The sequence below is a fragment of the bacterium genome (genome assembly GCA_030655055.1).
GTDB lineage: Bacteria > Edwardsbacteria > AC1 > AC1 > EtOH8 > UBA5202.
Map to the genome: position 1 here is coordinate 1 of JAURWH010000111.1, position 16,454 is coordinate 16,454.

14 protein-coding genes and 4 tRNA genes are annotated in these 16,454 nt (G+C 52.6%); 16 read left to right on the forward strand and 2 right to left on the reverse strand.

Annotation, left to right across the window (positions count from 1 at the left end; all coding sequences use genetic code 11):
- From kdsB to Q7U71_05155, 5 genes are all read left to right on the forward strand, one after another.
- A partial coding sequence (gene kdsB, locus Q7U71_05135; GenBank protein MDO9391143.1) for a 3-deoxy-manno-octulosonate cytidylyltransferase occupies positions 1-737 on the forward strand: 737 nt, incomplete at its 5' end.
- Positions 738-820: 83 nt separating this feature from the next.
- Positions 821-1,975, forward strand: a complete 1,155-nt coding sequence (locus tag Q7U71_05140; GenBank protein MDO9391144.1) for a tetratricopeptide repeat protein — start codon at positions 821-823, stop codon at positions 1,973-1,975.
- A gap of 121 nt (positions 1,976-2,096) precedes the next feature.
- The gene (gene ispG, locus Q7U71_05145; GenBank protein ID MDO9391145.1) at positions 2,097-3,185 is read left to right on the forward strand and encodes a flavodoxin-dependent (E)-4-hydroxy-3-methylbut-2-enyl-diphosphate synthase; all 1,089 of its coding nucleotides are present in this window, start codon (positions 2,097-2,099) and stop codon (positions 3,183-3,185) included.
- Between the two features lie 25 nt (positions 3,186-3,210).
- Positions 3,211-4,095, forward strand: coding sequence for a signal peptide peptidase SppA (gene sppA / locus Q7U71_05150; GenBank protein ID MDO9391146.1), 885 nt, complete (start codon positions 3,211-3,213; stop codon positions 4,093-4,095).
- A 57-nt stretch (positions 4,096-4,152) separates the two neighbouring features.
- Positions 4,153-4,227, forward strand: a tRNA-Gly gene (locus Q7U71_05155).
- A 124-nt stretch (positions 4,228-4,351) separates the two neighbouring features.
- Here Q7U71_05155 and Q7U71_05160 read toward each other — a convergent pair.
- Positions 4,352-4,438: transfer RNA gene (locus Q7U71_05160), tRNA-Leu, on the reverse strand.
- 78 nt (positions 4,439-4,516) lie between these two features.
- Positions 4,517-4,591: transfer RNA gene (locus Q7U71_05165), tRNA-Cys, on the reverse strand.
- A 225-nt stretch (positions 4,592-4,816) separates the two neighbouring features.
- Here Q7U71_05165 and Q7U71_05170 point away from each other — a divergent pair.
- From Q7U71_05170 to Q7U71_05220, 11 genes are all read left to right on the forward strand, one after another.
- Positions 4,817-6,172 carry a DUF4139 domain-containing protein gene (locus Q7U71_05170; GenBank protein MDO9391147.1) on the forward strand — a complete coding sequence of 452 codons (1,356 nt, stop codon included), beginning with the start codon at positions 4,817-4,819 and terminating at the stop codon, positions 6,170-6,172.
- A 110-nt stretch (positions 6,173-6,282) separates the two neighbouring features.
- Positions 6,283-7,644, forward strand: coding sequence for a TldD/PmbA family protein (locus Q7U71_05175; protein ID MDO9391148.1), 1,362 nt, complete (start codon positions 6,283-6,285; stop codon positions 7,642-7,644).
- Positions 7,645-7,789: 145 nt separating this feature from the next.
- Positions 7,790-7,877 (forward strand) — tRNA-Ser (locus Q7U71_05180).
- 499 nt (positions 7,878-8,376) lie between these two features.
- Positions 8,377-9,342 (forward strand): GDP-mannose 4,6-dehydratase, encoded by a 966-nt coding sequence (gene gmd, locus Q7U71_05185; GenBank protein MDO9391149.1) that lies wholly within the window; start codon positions 8,377-8,379, stop codon positions 9,340-9,342.
- Positions 9,339-10,277 carry a GDP-mannose 4,6-dehydratase gene (locus tag Q7U71_05190; protein ID MDO9391150.1) on the forward strand — a complete coding sequence of 313 codons (939 nt, stop codon included), beginning with the start codon at positions 9,339-9,341 and terminating at the stop codon, positions 10,275-10,277. Before gmd ends, Q7U71_05190 begins: the two co-directional genes overlap by 4 nt.
- Before the next feature lie 22 nt (positions 10,278-10,299).
- A complete protein-coding gene (locus tag Q7U71_05195) occupies positions 10,300-10,755 on the forward strand; it encodes a dTDP-4-dehydrorhamnose 3,5-epimerase family protein (GenBank protein MDO9391151.1) in 456 nt (151 codons plus the stop codon).
- 161 nt (positions 10,756-10,916) lie between these two features.
- Positions 10,917-11,942: a dTDP-glucose 4,6-dehydratase gene (gene rfbB, locus Q7U71_05200; protein ID MDO9391152.1), complete on the forward strand. Its 1,026-nt coding sequence runs from the start codon at positions 10,917-10,919 to the stop codon at positions 11,940-11,942.
- 79 nt (positions 11,943-12,021) lie between these two features.
- Entirely contained in the window at positions 12,022-13,332 is a 1,311-nt protein-coding gene (locus Q7U71_05205; protein MDO9391153.1) for a nucleotide sugar dehydrogenase, read from the forward strand.
- 330 nt (positions 13,333-13,662) lie between these two features.
- The gene (locus Q7U71_05210) at positions 13,663-14,577 is read left to right on the forward strand and encodes an SLBB domain-containing protein (GenBank protein MDO9391154.1); all 915 of its coding nucleotides are present in this window, start codon (positions 13,663-13,665) and stop codon (positions 14,575-14,577) included.
- 85 nt (positions 14,578-14,662) lie between these two features.
- A complete protein-coding gene (locus Q7U71_05215; GenBank protein MDO9391155.1) occupies positions 14,663-15,850 on the forward strand; it encodes a GNVR domain-containing protein in 1,188 nt (395 codons plus the stop codon).
- Between the two features lie 126 nt (positions 15,851-15,976).
- A partial coding sequence (locus Q7U71_05220) for a hypothetical protein (protein MDO9391156.1) occupies positions 15,977-16,454 on the forward strand: 478 nt, incomplete at its 3' end.

Consider the following 16,454-nt stretch of genomic DNA (forward strand, 5'->3'; position numbering starts at 1 on the left):
TTCCGGCCAGATTCGGCTCCACCAGGTTCCCCGGCAAACCGCTGGCGGATATCCGGGGACGGCCCATGATCTGGCATGTATACCAGCGCTGTCTTAAGGCGAAGCACCTGGATCAGATACTGGTGGCCACCGATGACAAAAGGATCCGCGACTGCGTTTTGGGTTTCGGCGGGCTGGCGGTGATGACCTTGAAAAAGCACCGCTCGGGCACCGACCGGATAGCCGAGGCCTTGACTAAAATCGAAACCCGAAACTCAAAATTCGGAACGATCATCAACATTCAGGGCGATGAACCACTGATAGATCCCAAAGCCATTGACCTTTTAGTCAAAGCCATGTCGGGCGACAAAAACATTGAAATGGCCACGCTGGCTGGAAGTTTTAATGATCAAAATGACCTGCTAAGCGCCAATACCACAAAGGTGGTGGCGGATGAACGGGGGAATGCCATGTACTTTTCCCGGTCTGTCATCCCCGGAAGCAGGGGAAGCGCCTTCCGGATCTCAACCTACCTGAAACATATCGGCATTTACGCCTACCGCCGTGAAATCCTTTTCAAAATGATATCCTGGCCACAGTCTGCTATGGAAAAAGCCGAGAAACTGGAACAATTACGGGCGTTAGAATACGGGGTAAAGATCAAAATCATAAAAACCGGTTACCGCCCGCAGGCGGTGGATACGCCGGCTGACCTGGCCCGGGTCCTTAAAACATTAAGGGGCCAATCTTTTGCTTGACATTGGGGTTATTTGGAGTTAAAATTAATCTTCACATCAATGAAAATCAACCAATTATTCCATAAATTTAAAGGAATCCGACAATGAGGAAACAGTGGTTTTCCCTGGCCGCCTTGATAGTGGCGATAGCGGGTATGAGTTTCATGCTGATGGGCTGCGACGCCGTGATCAGTGGGGCCCTGGTTCACATCCAGCAGAATGATTATGAAGGCGCCATCAGGGTGCTTCATGACGGCCTCGCCCAAACCCCGGGCAACGGACAGTATTATGCTTTACTGGCTCAATGTTATGTCACCACCCGTCAGTTCAAAGAAGCCGGCCCGGCCTATGAAATGGCCATCAAGAACTGGCCGGACAAGAAAGACTCACTAATTAAAGCCCGGGATTACGAATGGGCATTGCTCATTAACAGTGCCCAGAAAAACCTAAAGCAGATGGCGACAGTGGCTCCGGAGTCAGTCAAGGCCTATTCCGACAATGTCCTGAAGTACCTGAATCAGGCCGTTGACTTTGCCCCGGATAAGGCGGATAATTACGCTCTTTATGGCTCATACCACAGCCTTAGCGGCAAGCCCGAAGAGGCAAAGAAGATGTTTGAAAAGGCCCTCAAAATGGATCCCAACAATGTCAAGCTTAATTTAACAATAGCCAGGAATATTTCTCAGACGGGGAATTTGGATGAGGCCATAAAATATTATCAAAAATATAACGGCCTGAAGAAGGATGATTTTGAGGGATACCTGGAACTGGGGAAAATATATCTCCAGAAAAAAATGTACGCGGAAGCTGCAGAAGCGTTTAATCAAGCCGTGGCATTAAAGAAAGATGATTTTTTAAGTGTCTATTTATTGGGTAATGCTTACCTGCAAATAGGAAAATACCAGGAAGCCGTTCAGGCTTTTACCGCTTCATCGGTGATAGACCCCAACAACAAGAATGCCTGGTATAACCTGGGGCAAGCTTATTATAGTGCCAAGGATTACACGAAGGCCGCCGAAAATTTTGACAAAGTGGTGAAGATCGACAACAAGGACCTGGAGGCTTGGGTGTTTGTGGGATACTTGTCCGAAAAGGTGAAGGATTATCAGAAAGCGCTGGATGCATACAAAACCCTGGTAACCCTAAAGCCAGAGTCGGTCGAGTACTGGGGAAGTCTTTCCCAGGTATATGTTAAAATGGGACGCAAGGCCGAGGCCGAAGATGCCGCCAAGAAAGCCAAAGCCCTGGAAAAGAAATAAACCATTATTTTGTTCCTCAAAGATGGCAGCTTGTTCAGGCTGCCATCTTTTTTTAAAAGAAATGCTACTGCATCAAAATATTTAGGTTGAAAACGAGCCGTTCAACGGATATAATTCATCCATGAGCAAAAATCCCATAAACCGGCACTGGCCCAGGGCCAGGACCAAAACGGTCAAGATCGGCGGGATCTCGATCGGTGGGACCAATCAGGTCGCCATCCAGTCCATGACCACAACCGGAACCGCCGACCATAAATCCACCCTGGCCCAGATCAAACGGCTGGAGAAGGCAGGCTGTCAGATCATCCGCCTGGCCGTGCCCGATCAGGAAGCAGCCCGGGCCTTAAAACAGATCCGGCAGGGGACCAAACTGCCGCTGGTGGCCGACATTCATTTTGACCACCGCCTGGCATTGCTGGCCCTGGAGGCCGGGGTCGACAAGCTGCGGATAAATCCCGGCAACATCGGCTCCCGGGACAAGATCAAACAGGTGGTCAGGGCCGCCGCCCGGAGGGGCGTTCCCATCAGGATCGGGGTCAATGCCGGGTCGCTGGAAAAGGACATCCTGGCCAGGCACGGCCGGCCCACCGCCGCCGGGCTGGTGGAAAGCGCTTTGAGGCATATTTTGATACTGGAAGACCTGGACTTTACCGATATTGTGATCTCGCTCAAGGGCTCGGAAGTGCCAATGACCATCGAGGCTTATCGTATAATGTCCCGAAGATCCAAATATCCCCTGCATCTGGGGATCACTGAGGCCGGCACGGCCTATGCCGGGGCCATCCGCTCGGCGGTGGGGATAGGATCGCTCCTGTCACAGGGCATCGGGGATACCATCCGGGTCTCGCTTTCCGGCGATCCGGTGAAGGAAGTGGAGGCGGCCCGGATAATCCTGCAGTCCCTGGACCTGGGAAGTTTTGGGCCGGTGGTGCTGGCCTGTCCCACCTGCGGCCGGGCCAGGATAGATGTGGCCAGGATCGCCGGCCAGGTGGAGAGAAAGATCAAGAACATCATAACCCCGTTGAAGATCGCAGTGATGGGATGCGCCGTCAACGGGCCGGGCGAGGCCCGCCAGGCCGATCTAGGGATCGCTGGCGGCAGCAACGGGAAGGGGCTGCTGTTCAAAAAGGGGAAGGTAGTGGAAACGGTTGCCGAAAATATGATGATCGAAAGACTGCTGGCTGAGATCGGTAAAATGTCTCCCAAATAAAACCCCGGAAAATTAAGGAGGGATCATGGCCTCGGGTAAAAAAATATTCTTCATAGTCCTGATCGCGGCAGGAGTGCTGCTGTTCGGGCTGACCATGGCGGCCATCGTCTGGTCATCATTCTCCCAGAGCGGCGGGATGGAGGTCAGCTACGGGAAATACGTGGGGATCGTGGAAGTGAACGGGGCCATAGTTTCCCCGGATGAGACGGTCAACCTCATAAAAAAATACCGGGACAACAGCGCCATCAAGGCCATAGTGCTGAGGGTCCAGAGCCCGGGGGGCGGGGTGGCGGCTTCCCAGGAGATCTACCAGGCCGTCAAGAACGCCAGGTCCGTCAAACCGGTGGTCTGCTCCATGGGCGAGGTGGCGGCCTCGGGCGGATATTACATAGCCTGCGCCTGCGATTCGATAGTGGCCAATCCCGGCACCCTGACCGGTTCCATCGGGGTGATCATGGAATTCATGGTGGCCGAGGAACTGATCAAAAAAGTGGGGCTGAAATTCGAAGTGCTGAAGGCCGGCCAGAACAAGGATCTGGGCTCCCCATTCCGCCAGATGACGCCGGAGGAAAGGGCACTGCTCCAAAGCATGATTGACGACGTTCACGGCCAGTTCATAGAGGCCGTGGCCGAGGGCCGGCAGCTTTCCCCCGACTCGGTCAGATCCTTCGCCGACGGCCGGGTGTTCAGCGGGCGCCAGGCCCTGGCCCTGCGGCTGGTGGACAAGATGGGAACGCTGGAGGATGCCATTACCCTGGCGGCCGGGATGGCCGGATTAAAAGAAAAACCGAAGATCTTCCGGGAGCGCAAAAAAAAGCCCACCCTGTTCGACCTGCTGGTGAAAGGGGTGGATGAGATCACGAACCTGGACAACAGCGGGGTGCGGCTGCAGTACCGTCTGGTCCGTTAAAATAATCGTTTTATAATCTTGACATATTTTGTTTCTTTGAGTATAATTACCAACAATGCGGGCGTAGCTCAGTGATAGAGTGCCACCTTGCCAAGGTGGACGTCGAGGGTTTAAATCCCTTCGCCCGCTCCATAAAGATCAAGCGAATCCCTCCCTATTTGGGGAGGGATTTTTTATGGGGGAAATGGCCCAACTTAACAACAATTAAACAAACAGCCCCTTCCCGGTTTATCGGGAAGGGGCTGAACTTGATGGCTGGTGCCGAGGGTCGGAGTCGAACCGACACGATCTGTAGATCGAGGGATTTTAAGTCCCTTGCGTCTGCCAGTTCCGCCACCCCGGCATTAGAAAATCTTAGGAGCAAAGCGAGTTAGAATTTCTTATGGCCGCCTCAGGCGGGTAGGATACCTATGTGTTTAACTGGAGGCGGCTAGCGGGTTCGAACCGCTGAATAACGGTTTTGCAGACCGTCGCCTTACCACTTGGCTAAGCCGCCTTGCTTTTATATTTGTACTTCCTTGTCCCGAGGCGAGCTCCTTGCCTGGCTGGCGAGGGGCCGCCTAAATATAAGTGCTAATTTTAGCAGTTTTCCGGAGATAAGTCAAGAAAATCAAGCTTAAGTGGCCGGCTGAAGAAGTCTTTATTTGCTTGACTGCAAGGCCAATTTGAAATATACTTGAACAGCCACAGAAACGCCAATAAACCACGGGAGGTTAACGCCATGAAGAATATCCTGAGGATCATTCTGCCAATATTTGTGCTGGCTTCATCGGCCGCTGCGGGCCAGGATGACAGGGAGATAAGCCTGACCGTATACAACAACAATCTTGGGTTGGTAAGCGAGGTCCGGCAGCTGAGCCTGAAAAAAGGGACTTCTGAGATCAAGATCACAGATGTCCCATCCCAGATCGACGCGACCTCGGTCTTTTTCCAGTCTTTGTCCGATCCCGACAAGGTGGCGGTACTGGAGCAGAATTACCAGTATGACCTGGTGGGGGCCGCCAAGCTGCTGGAGCGTTACATAGACCAGAATATCAAGGCCTATGGAGCCGGGGGCAAGGTCTATGAAGGAAAACTTTTGGCCTACGACGGGGCCGGCATCGTATTGAACACCGGCGGCAACATCATCACCCTGAGGCTGACCGATAACCTCCAGAACTTTGAGTTCCCCAACCTGCCCCAGGGCCTGATCACCAGGCCCACCCTGATGTGGCTGGTGGACAACCAGGGCCCGGCCTCCCAAAAGTGCCGGATTTCATACCTGACCGCCGGGATCTCCTGGCACGCCGAATATGTGGCGCTGCTGGCGGAGGATGAGAAGACGCTGGACCTGGGAGCCTGGGTCTCGCTGGAGAACAACTCCGGAGCGTCTTTTCAGCAGGCCAGGCTTAAGCTGGTGGCGGGGGACGTCAACCGGGCCCAAGGGCCGCAACGGCGCTATCCCTCGGCCAAGGCCGATCTCCAGTCGGCCTCTCCGCAGTTTGAAGAAGAGAGTTTTTTCGAATATCATCTTTACACCCTGCAGCGCAAAGCCACCGTGGCCAATAACGAGGTCAAGCAGATATCCCTTTTCCCCAACACCAGGGCCGACTGCAAAAAACTTTTCACCTATGACGGGGCCGGCAGCGGCAAAAAGGTAGCGGTCCAGCTGGAGTTCAAGAACGAAAAAGGATCCGGGCTGGGGATGCCCCTGCCGGCCGGAAAGATAAGGGTCTATAAAAAGGACGACGGCCAAAGCCAGCAGTTCGTGGGCGAGGACCGGATCGAGCACACCCCCAAGGACGAGAAGGTGCGGATCACTTTGGGCAGCGCCTTTGACATAGTGGGAGAGCGTACTCCCAGGGAATACAAGCGGATCAACGAAAGGACCCAGGAGCAGTCGGTGGAGGTCAAACTGCGCAACCACAAGAATGAAGGGGTCGAGATCATCGTGGTGGAGCACCTTTCCGGGGACTGGGATATCAGGTCCAAGACCCACGAATTCAAAAAAAGGGACGCCCAGACCGTGGAATTCAAAGTCCCGGTGGCCAAAGACGGGGAAACCGTCCTAAGCTACACCGTCAGATACAAATGGTAATATTGTAAACTTGCCGTCCGGTCATTTATTTGGGGCTTTTAGTTGCAAAACATCTTGACGCGCCATTTAAATACTGCTATAATTAAAATCTATTTTGCGGAGAAACCAAAATGTACGGCGAAGGTAAAATCAAGGGATACTTAAGGCTGGCCTTGTCCGCTTCCCGGGCCGATCAGCTGGAGGCGGTGATCATGGCGGAGGACTCCCGCCTGACCCGTTTCGCCAACTCATATATCCACCAGAACGTGTCCGAGAGCAATGTCCTGCTTTCCATCCGGGCGGTGATCGGCAAAAAGATAGGGGTGGCCTCCACCAACATCCTGACCCCCGAGGCCATCAAACGGACCGTCAGCCAGGCCTGCCAGATAGCCTCCATCCAGAAGGAGAATCCCGATTTTGTCTCCCTGCCGTCCCCGGTAAAGGCGAAGACCGGGAACTGGAACCTGCTGGTTCCCCGCACCGAAAAATACACGGCCCGGGAGAGGGCCTTGGCGGTAAAGGTGATCTGCGACCGGGCCAACAAATTCGGGGCCAAGGCCTACGGGGCCTTTTCCACCGGGGTGGCGGAGCTGGGCGTCGCCAATTCGCTGGGGATAATGCAGTACAACTGTGCCAGCGACGCCAACATCAATACCGTGGTGATGACCGAAACCGGCTCCGGGTACGGCCAGGGGGCCTCCCGGGACGTGGCCAAGATCAACATCAAACAGATCGCCGAGAGCGCGGTCAAAAAGGCGGTGGAGAGCCAGCATCCGACGGAGCTCAAACCAGGGGTCTATCCGGTGGTGATGGAGGACATGGCTGCGATCACCCTGCTGGAATTTCTCAATTACACCGGCTTCTCGGCCATGGCGGTCCAGGAGGGGCGCAGTTTCATGGGTCTGAACATGGGGAAAAAGATCGTCAGCCCAAAGGTCACCATAGTCGATGATCCCCGCAATAACCACGGCTTTGCCTTTCCCTTCGATTTTGAAGGCGTGCCCAAGCAAAAGGTGACCCTGATCGAAAAAGGCGTGGCCCGTAATGTGGTCTATGACTCATTCACCGCCCACAAGGCCAAGCAGAAGAACACCGGGCATGCCCTGCCGGCCCCGGCATACTATCCGATGGCAGGCAATCTGGAAATGAAGGGCGGGGACTCCTCCCTGGAAAAGATGATCGCCTCCACCGAACGGGGGGTGTACATCACCCGCTTCCATTACTGCAACCTGATAGATCCCATGCAGGTCTCCATAACCGGAATGACCAGGGACGGAACCTTTCTGATAGAGAACGGAAAGATCACCAAACCGGTGAAGAACCTGCGTTTCACCGAAAGCGTGCTGAAGGCCCTATCCAATGTTTCGGCCGTTTCCCGCCAGACCACTCTGGTCACCGAAGGCGGAGGCTACGGGCACCGCTTTGCTGCGGGGACACTGGTTCCAGCCTTGAAAATAGACAAGTTCAACTTTACCGGCAAGACAGATTTTTAAACGCGAATTGTTTTTTTAATCCGCCAAGCGATGCACTGAGCTTAGTCGAAGTGACGCCAAAGTCGCTAAGATTCCCAATAACTCTTTTTTGCCTTTCCCTTTGCATACCAAGGTTCCGGCTTTTACAGGTCATTTTAGAAAAAACGGAGAGATGTCCGAGTGGTCGAAGGAGCACGTCTGGAAAGCGTGTATACCGCAAGGTATCCTGGGTTCAAATCCCAGTCTCTCCGCCATTTTTCGCTTTGCGAAAAATGGCGAGATCTCGCCTGCCACTCCAAAATTGGGACTACAATTTTGGAGTGGCGAGGCGGATCCGCCAGTTAGGTAATATAATGTATTATGTATATGTCCTGCTGAATGAAGATGGAACAAGGACTTATACTGGCGTTACCGACGATGTTAGAAAACGTTTAGCATTGCATAACGCAGGCAGAGTTAAAGCGTCGCGACCGTATCGGCCATATAAAATAGTTCATATTGAGTCGTTTGATACGCTTAAGGAAGCTATGGGAAAAGAAAAATTCTATAAGTCCACAACAGGACGCCGAAGATTAAAAGATATGTTTTTCAAGTAAACCAGCCGTAAATGGCCTTAGAAATGGTCCCTCAGAATAATTTATGTATGACCTCCAAGAGATAGGTTGACTGTTGTGGAGTTTGTTGAAAACATTTCCCGGCCCTTCCATATACGTCTGGCTGTTCAGAATAAACAAACTTTATAGGGAAAAATATATGAAAGCATTGATCACCGGCATCACCGGGCAGGACGGATCGTACCTGGCCGATTTTCTTTTAGCCAAGGGCTACCAGGTCCACGGAATGGTGCGGCGGGCCTCCACCGAAAGCTTTGACCGGATAGAGCACATCAAAGACAAGATCATTTTCCACCAGGCCGACCTGCTGGACCAGTTGTCGCTGATCACCGCCATCAAAGAGTCCCAGCCCGACGAGATCTACAACCTGGCCGCCCAAAGCTTCGTCCCCACTTCCTGGGACCAGCCGGTGCTGACCGGGGAATTCACCGCCCTGGGGGTCACCAGGATGCTGGAGGCGGTCCGGCTGGTCAACCCCAAGATCAAGTTCTATCAGGCTTCCAGCTCCGAGATGTTCGGCAAGGTGCGGGAGACCCCCCAGACCGAGCTGACGCCGTTCCATCCCCGCAGCCCCTACGGGGTGGCCAAGGTCTACGGGCACTGGATCACCATCAACTACCGGGAATCCTACGACATCTTCGCCTGCTCCGGCATCCTGTTCAACCACGAGTCGCCGCGCCGGGGCAAGGAGTTCGTCACCAAGAAGATCACCGACCACGCGGCCCGGATCAAGCTGGGGCTGGCCGATGAGTTGCGGCTGGGCAACCTGGACGCCAAGCGCGACTGGGGATTTGCCGGGGACTATGTAAGGGCCATGTGGCTGATGCTGCAGCAGACCCAGCCGGATGATTACGTGATAGCCACCGGCCGCACCCATTCGGTGAAGGATTTCTGCCAGATCGCCTTCGACCACCTGGGGCTGGATTACAAGAAATACGTCAAGATAGATCCCAAGTTCGTCCGGCCGGCCGAGGTGGACCTGCTGCTGGGCGACCCGGCCAAGGCCCAGAAGAAACTGGACTGGAAGCTGGAGGTATCCTTTGAACAATTGGTGAAGATGATGGTGGACCACGACCTGGAATATTACAAAAAACTGGGCAAGTGAAGTTCTTCATCACCGGCATAGAGGGATTCGTCGGCCACTACCTGGCCCAAAATCTTTTAGATAACGGACACCAGGTGGGGGGGAGTTATATCGATGCCCAGGCCGCTTCCGACCTGACCGAGAAATACAAGCTATATCAGGTTGATCTCCGCCGGCCAGAACAGATAGACAAAGCTTTAAAAGACTTCCGTCCCCAGGCCATTTTTCACCTGGCCGCCCAGAGTTCGCCGGCCCTTTCCTTTAAAAATCCCCAGCTTACATTTGAAGTGAACCTGATCGGCACGGTGAACCTGCTGGAGGTTGTAAGGGGTTTAAGGGAAAAATGCCGCCTGGTGCTGATCAGTTCCTGTGAGGTGTACGGTCCGACGGCCGGTGATAAGCCGCTCTCCGAAACGGAGCCCTATAATCCCATCAGCCCCTATGCTTCCAGCAAGGTGTTTCAGGAGATAACCTGTCTGCAATATTTCCGGACCTATGGACTGGAAACGGTTGTGGTCCGGCCGTTTCCCCACACCGGGCCCGGCCAGCCGGAAACTTTTGCCCTGCCTTCCTTTGCCCGGCAGATAGCCGGGATCGAAAAAGGCAGGCGGGAGCCGGTGATCACGGTCGGCAACCTTTCGGCCCGGCGCGACATCTCCGATGTCCGTGATGTGGTCCAGGCCTACCGGCTGCTGGCCAAAAAGGGGCGCCCGGGAGAGATTTACAACGTCAGCTCCGGCCAGGCGGTCTCCATGGAGGAGGCCCTGAAGCTTATGCTGAAGATGAGCACGGTATCCATAAAGACCGAGACCGACCCATCATTGCTGAGGCCGGCTGATGTTCCTCTGCTGTGGGGCGATCATTCCAAGCTAAAGGCCGAAACCGGGTGGAGACCTTCGTTCCTGCTTAAAGATACCCTGGAGAGCCTGTTGGATTACTGGCGGAAGCGAGACTAAACTTAAAAATATGAGGTGCTAGATGATAGAGGGAGTAAAAGTCAAGAAACTCAAGGTCATCCCCGACGAGCGGGGACGCCTGATGGAGATGCTCCGTTGCGATGATGATCTCTTCACCAAATTCGGCCAGGTCTACTTAAGCACCACCTATCCAGGAGTGGTCAAGGGCTGGCATTATCACAAGCTTCAGGCCGACAACATCGTCTGCGTCAAAGGGATGCTGAAGCTGGTGCTGTATGACGGCCGGGAGAGCTCGGCCACCAAAGGCGAGGTCAGCGAATTTTTCCTGGGCGAGCACAATCCCCTGCTGGTGCAGGTCCCCAAAGGCGTCTATCACGGCTGGAAGTGCATCTCGGAAAACGAGGCCTTTGTCATCAACTGCCCCACCGAACCCTACAACTACAGCCAGCCCGACGAGTACCGGCTGGATCCCCACAGCAGTGACATTCCCTACCAGTGGGAGCGCAAGGACGGCTGATCTAATGGGACAAGGGAACAGAGCATTGGGAATGGATGACAGGGAACTGATGTTTGGAACGGAAAACGACCCTTCGACAGGACTTCGACAGGGCTTCGATAAACTCAGCCTAACAGCTCAACCCGGCGGCTCAGGGCAAATAAACAGCAAATTGAAATAAAATGAATAAAACAATTATGGTCACCGGCGGGGCCGGTTTCATCGGCAGCCATTTTGTGGATCATATGCTGGCCAAGTATCCGGAATGCCGCATCGTGGTATACGACAAGTTGAACTATCGCGGCAATATGGACAACCTCAAGCAGGCCGAGAAAAATTCCCGCTATGCCTTTGTCAAAGCTGACATCTGCGATGCTCAGGCGGTGGGCGAAACGATTGAAAAACACAAGATCGACGTAATTGCAAATTTCGCGGCCGAGACCCACGTCGACCGGTCCATAATGGACCCCGATGCCTTCATCAAGACCGATGTTTACGGCACCTATGTGCTGCTGGAGGCGGTCAACAAATACAAGCTGGAGCGGTTTCACCACGTTTCAACCGACGAGGTCTACGGCCAGGTGATGACCGGGGCCTCAAAGGAAAAAGATCCCTTTGAAGCGCGCAGCCCGTATGCCGCCAGCAAGGCCGGCGCCGAACTGCTGGTATTTGCCTACTTCACGACCTACGGCACCCCGGTAACGATCACCCGCGGGGCCAACAACATCGGGCCGCGCCAGTACCCGGAGAACGCGGTGCCGCTTTTCTGCACCAACGCCATAGACGATCAGCCCCTTCCGATGTACGGCGATGGCAAACAGGTGCGCCAGTACCAGTATGTGATGGACCATGTGGAGGGGATCGAGACGGTGCTGCTGAAAGGCGAGGTGGGCCAAGCATACAACTGCGGGCCGGACAGCGAAACCCCCAACATTGTCATGGCGACCCGGATGCTGGAATTGCTGGGCAAGCCGACCAGCCTGATAAAATACGTAGCCGACCGGCCGGGGCACGACCGGCGCTATTGCATTGACTCATCCAAACTGAAGTCCCTGGGCTGGAAGCCGGGCCACAATTTTGAACAGGCGCTCAAGCTGACGGTCGATTGGTACCGGGACAATGAATGGTGGTGGCGGAAGCTGAAGAGCGGCGAGTACAAAGAATATTACCGTAAATGGTATGGTCAGCGGCTGGCTGATGCCAAGTGATAGGGCTGCCGGATCAAGGGTTACCGAACCAGTTAGGGCGTCATTGAAAAGGGAAATCTTTACGAAAGGCTTTAAGGTAATGGACCTGAAGACCAAGATCGAAGGGCATAAGGCCACAGTGGGCGTGATCGGCCTGGGATATGTGGGCCTGCCGTTGGCTGTTGAGTTCGGCCGGGTAGGCTTTAACGTGGTCGGTATTGACGTTGACCAGAAGAAGGTATCCTCCATCAACTCCGGCAAGAATTACATCGCCGACGTGGACGACCAGGTGCTGAAAAAACTGGTCAGCACGAAAAAGCTCAAGGCCACCGGGGATTACCAGGCGCTTAAACGTTGCGATGCGGTGTTGATCTGCGTCCCCACCCCCTTTACCGCCACCAAGGACCCAGACATCAGTTATATAATTTCAGCAACTAAGGATATTGCCCAATACCTGCACAGGGAGATGCTGGTGGTGCTGATCAGCACCACCTACCCCGAGACCACCACCAAAGTGGTCAAGCCTATCTTGGAGAAGACCTGTTTGAAGGCCGGGAAGGATTTTTACCTGGCCTTTTCTCCGGAGCGGATAGATCCCGGCAACAAGAAATTCGGCATCGCCAACACCCCCACCGTGGTGGGGGGGCTGACCCCCAGATGCGGGGAGCTGGCCGGCCTGCTTTACCGGCAGATCATCGACCAGGTGGTGATGGTCTCCTCGCCCTCGGCCGCCGAGATGACCAAGCTGCTGGAGAACATCTTCCGCAGCGTCAACATAGCCCTGGTGAACGAGCTGGCCTGCCTGTGCGAGAGGATGGAGGGGGTGGACATCTGGGAGGTGGTGGACGCCGCGGCCACCAAACCCTACGGCTACATGCCGTTCTACCCCGGCCCCGGCCTGGGCGGCCACTGCATTCCCATCGATCCCTATTACCTGGCCTGGAAGGCCAAGGAATACGACTTTCATACCGATTTCATAGAGCTGGCGGCCGAGACCAACGAAAACATGCCCTACCACGTGGTGGACAAGGTGATCAGCGCCCTTTCCGACATAGGACTGGCGGCCTCCCGGTCCAAGGTGCTGGTGCTGGGCGTGGCCTTTAAAAAGGACATTGACGACACCCGCAGCAGCCCGGCCATCAAAGTGATAGAGCTTTTGCGGCCCAAGGTAAAGTCGCTGATATACAATGATCCCTGGGTGCCAAAATTTTCGGAGCACGGGATCTCTTTAACTTCGGTTCCATTGACCCAGAAACTGTTAAGGTCGGTGGATTGCGTCCTGATCACCACCAACCATTCCGAATATGATCTGAAGATGATAGTGAAGAATTCCAAATTGGTGGTGGATACCAGGAACGCCACCAAGGGAATAAAAAGCCCCAAAATAGTGAAGATCGGGCGGAAACAATAATCCATGATCGGTTTTAGGCTTACCCTTTGTAATTCATCGGTTTAATGTCTTGACAAATCAAAGTATTTGAGGTAAAATTAGTTATCTGAAAAAACGATAATAATCCAGCAAGGAGCTAAATTAGGGCGCCATTAAAGTTTGAGGTTTCTAAAAAACAGAAGATTTTCGGCCGAACAGCCATTGGTTGTTTTGTTTTTTAGCCTTGGCTTTATAACTAAACAAGCGCCCTGTTTTTATACCTTAGTCACATTTCAACGGCAACAGTAAGGTATCAAAGATCCGGACGCCTAAAATATCGGGCATCCGGATCTTTATTTTGGGAGGAAATCAATGGGAAGATCATTACAGAAGGCGGCAGCACTTGCCCTGGCTTTGCTCTTGAGCGGCGTACCCCAGGCCATTGGCCAGCAGATGATGCCGGTGGAAACCAAGGAGAAGCCGGTCATCAAGGTACAGGTGCTGGGGCAGGTAAAGAATCCCGGAATTTACGCGGTACCTCCCTATGAGAGGGTTTCCACCGCCTTTGCCATGGCCGGAGGCGCCAGCGAACAGGGTTCTTTGCGGACCATCGTCCTGACCAGGCATGGCCAGGCTATTGACACGCTGGACCTTTACAGCTATCTGGCCTTCAACCAGCAATCGGAGAACCCCAAGGTGGAGGATGGGGACATCATATTCATTCCGGTGGTCCAGAACGCAGTGCGGGTGGCCGGCCAGGTCTGGAAGCCCGGAAGCTACGAGGTAAAGCCGGGCGAAAGGCTGATGGATGTGATAACCATGGCCGGGGGCTTTACCCCGGTGGCCACCAAGGAGGACATCAAGATCGAGAACATCGCCCGGCCCGGGGAAGTGGCCAGCATCAGTTATACCAAGCTGGTGATAGACAACGATCAGGCCATGAATGTTCTGCTGAAGGAAGGCGACGTGGTGACAGTGCCCACCGCTCCGACCACGGTGACGGTGGTGGGCCAGGTGCAGAAGGGCGGAACCTTTGTGTTTGAACCGGGAACGGTGATAAGTTACTACCTGGGAATGGCCGGGGGCTACGGAGACAGGGCCAGCACCAGCAATATAAGGATTAACCGCTGGGGCGGAAGGTCACTGAGTGCCAAGGAATCCACCCCGGTGGAGCCGGGCGACGTGGTGATAGTGGGGGAGATGCAGATCAAGGGCTGGCGGGATTACATCTCTGTGACCGGGCAGCTGTTGACCATGTTCTTTATCGTTTGGTCAGTAACAAAGTAACTTTAGCCACAAAACGCACCCTTCGATAAACTCAGGGTAAACTCGGGCACAGAGGAAAATTAAAACTTTTGGAGACCTATATATCATGATAAACAGCTTTTATGATCTGCTTTACCTGCTGGTGAAGGAACGCAAGAAGATCATTTACATTACCCTGGCATTCACCGTTTTTGCGGCTGGCTTAAGCCTGGTGATCCCGCTAAAATACAAGGCCACGGCTATCCTGATGCCCCCGGTGAACCAGGGTGTCAATTTGATGAGCCTGGCCTTGAAGGGAAGCTTTACCAGCGACCCGGAGATCGGAGGGGTAGGCTTTATGCCGGGCATGGTCACGCCCTCCGACATTTTTGCCTATATGCTTAAAAGCGGCACCATAGCTGGAATTGTCATTGACGAGTGTGGTCTGGTGGAGCATTACAAGAAGGATAAGGTCTTCGCCAAGGATCCCCAAAAGGCTATGTACAATGTAAGTTTAAAACTTTCCAAATCCACCGCCATAAAAGTGGGAGACGAGAGATTCATCACTATTACGGTGGAAGATAAAGACAAGAACAAGGCGGCAGAGATTGCCAACTGCTACGGCACAGCATTGGACCGGGTTTACACCAATTTAACCATGAACCAGGGCCGCAAGGCACGGGAGTTCATAGAGAAAAGACTGGACCAGGAAGAAGTATTGTTAAAAAAGCTGGAGGACTCACTGAATGTCTTCCAAAAGCGTTTCCGTACCGTTTCGTTGAATGATGAGATGAAGGCAGTGATTGAGATGTCAGCGGCCTTGGAGGGCAAGATAGTCGGTCAGAGGATAGAGATGGAGGCCATGAAATCATACGGCACGGCCGAAAACCCCCAGATCATGAGTTTGGAAAACCAGATAAACAAGGCCGAACAGCAGTTGAATGAGTTGATGAAGGGAAGCAAGAACAAGAACCTGTTTGTGCCCTTTGCCAGCGCCCCGGATATTGGGATGGAACTAGGCCGCAGGATGAGGGATGTGAAGATCCACCAGGAGGTCTATGGATTGCTGGTCCAGCAGTTGGAGCAGGCCAAGATAATGGAAGCCAAGGATACACCCAAAATACAATTTTTGGAAAGGGCTGCGCCGCCGTATAAAAAGAGCTGGCCGAAGAGATCATATATCCTTATTGTTGGTTTCTTAATGGGCGTTATTTCAGCAATAGCTATGATTTTGATGAAAAGTTGGTTGATGTATTTTATCTCAAATAAAAGCAATACAGATAAAATCAATAACCTTTTCTCGTTATTTCGTTAAGGATTAAAAATAGCTAATATTCAAATGCAAAATAATCGATTACAAAAATATTATACAAGAAATATCTTTGACGACAGGTATTTTATTGCTAGTATTGTTCAAATATTGATAGTTTCAGTTTGTACAATGATAGTCATATTGTATTCTTTGCAAGAGCACATTATTAGCGGTCTACTATTTGGTTTGTTAATTGTTCCAGTAGTTTCATATTTGATGATTCGGCACACTGATTCATTATTGTTTTTAGGCGTAATATTGAATTTTACACCATATAGTCGGCAGTTTGGAAATATTATCATTGTAGGAACCTCTCTAATAAAGTTATTTCATTTTACTGTAGTTGAAAAGAAGAAATTACCTTTTGACTTTATTACTAGCATGTGGACAATAATTGGTATTTTACTTATAATCACAATTCCCAAATGGCATTTCATATCATTAGGCCTAAAAACGACCAATAGTATATTTGTGATACCTATCCTTATATATTTATTATTTTCTAGCGAATGTATTGACTATAACGGCGTTAAGCGTTTTATCAATTATTACTTTCCGATTCTTGCAATATATTTACTTGTTCAATTTGTTTGGCATTATTACTCCA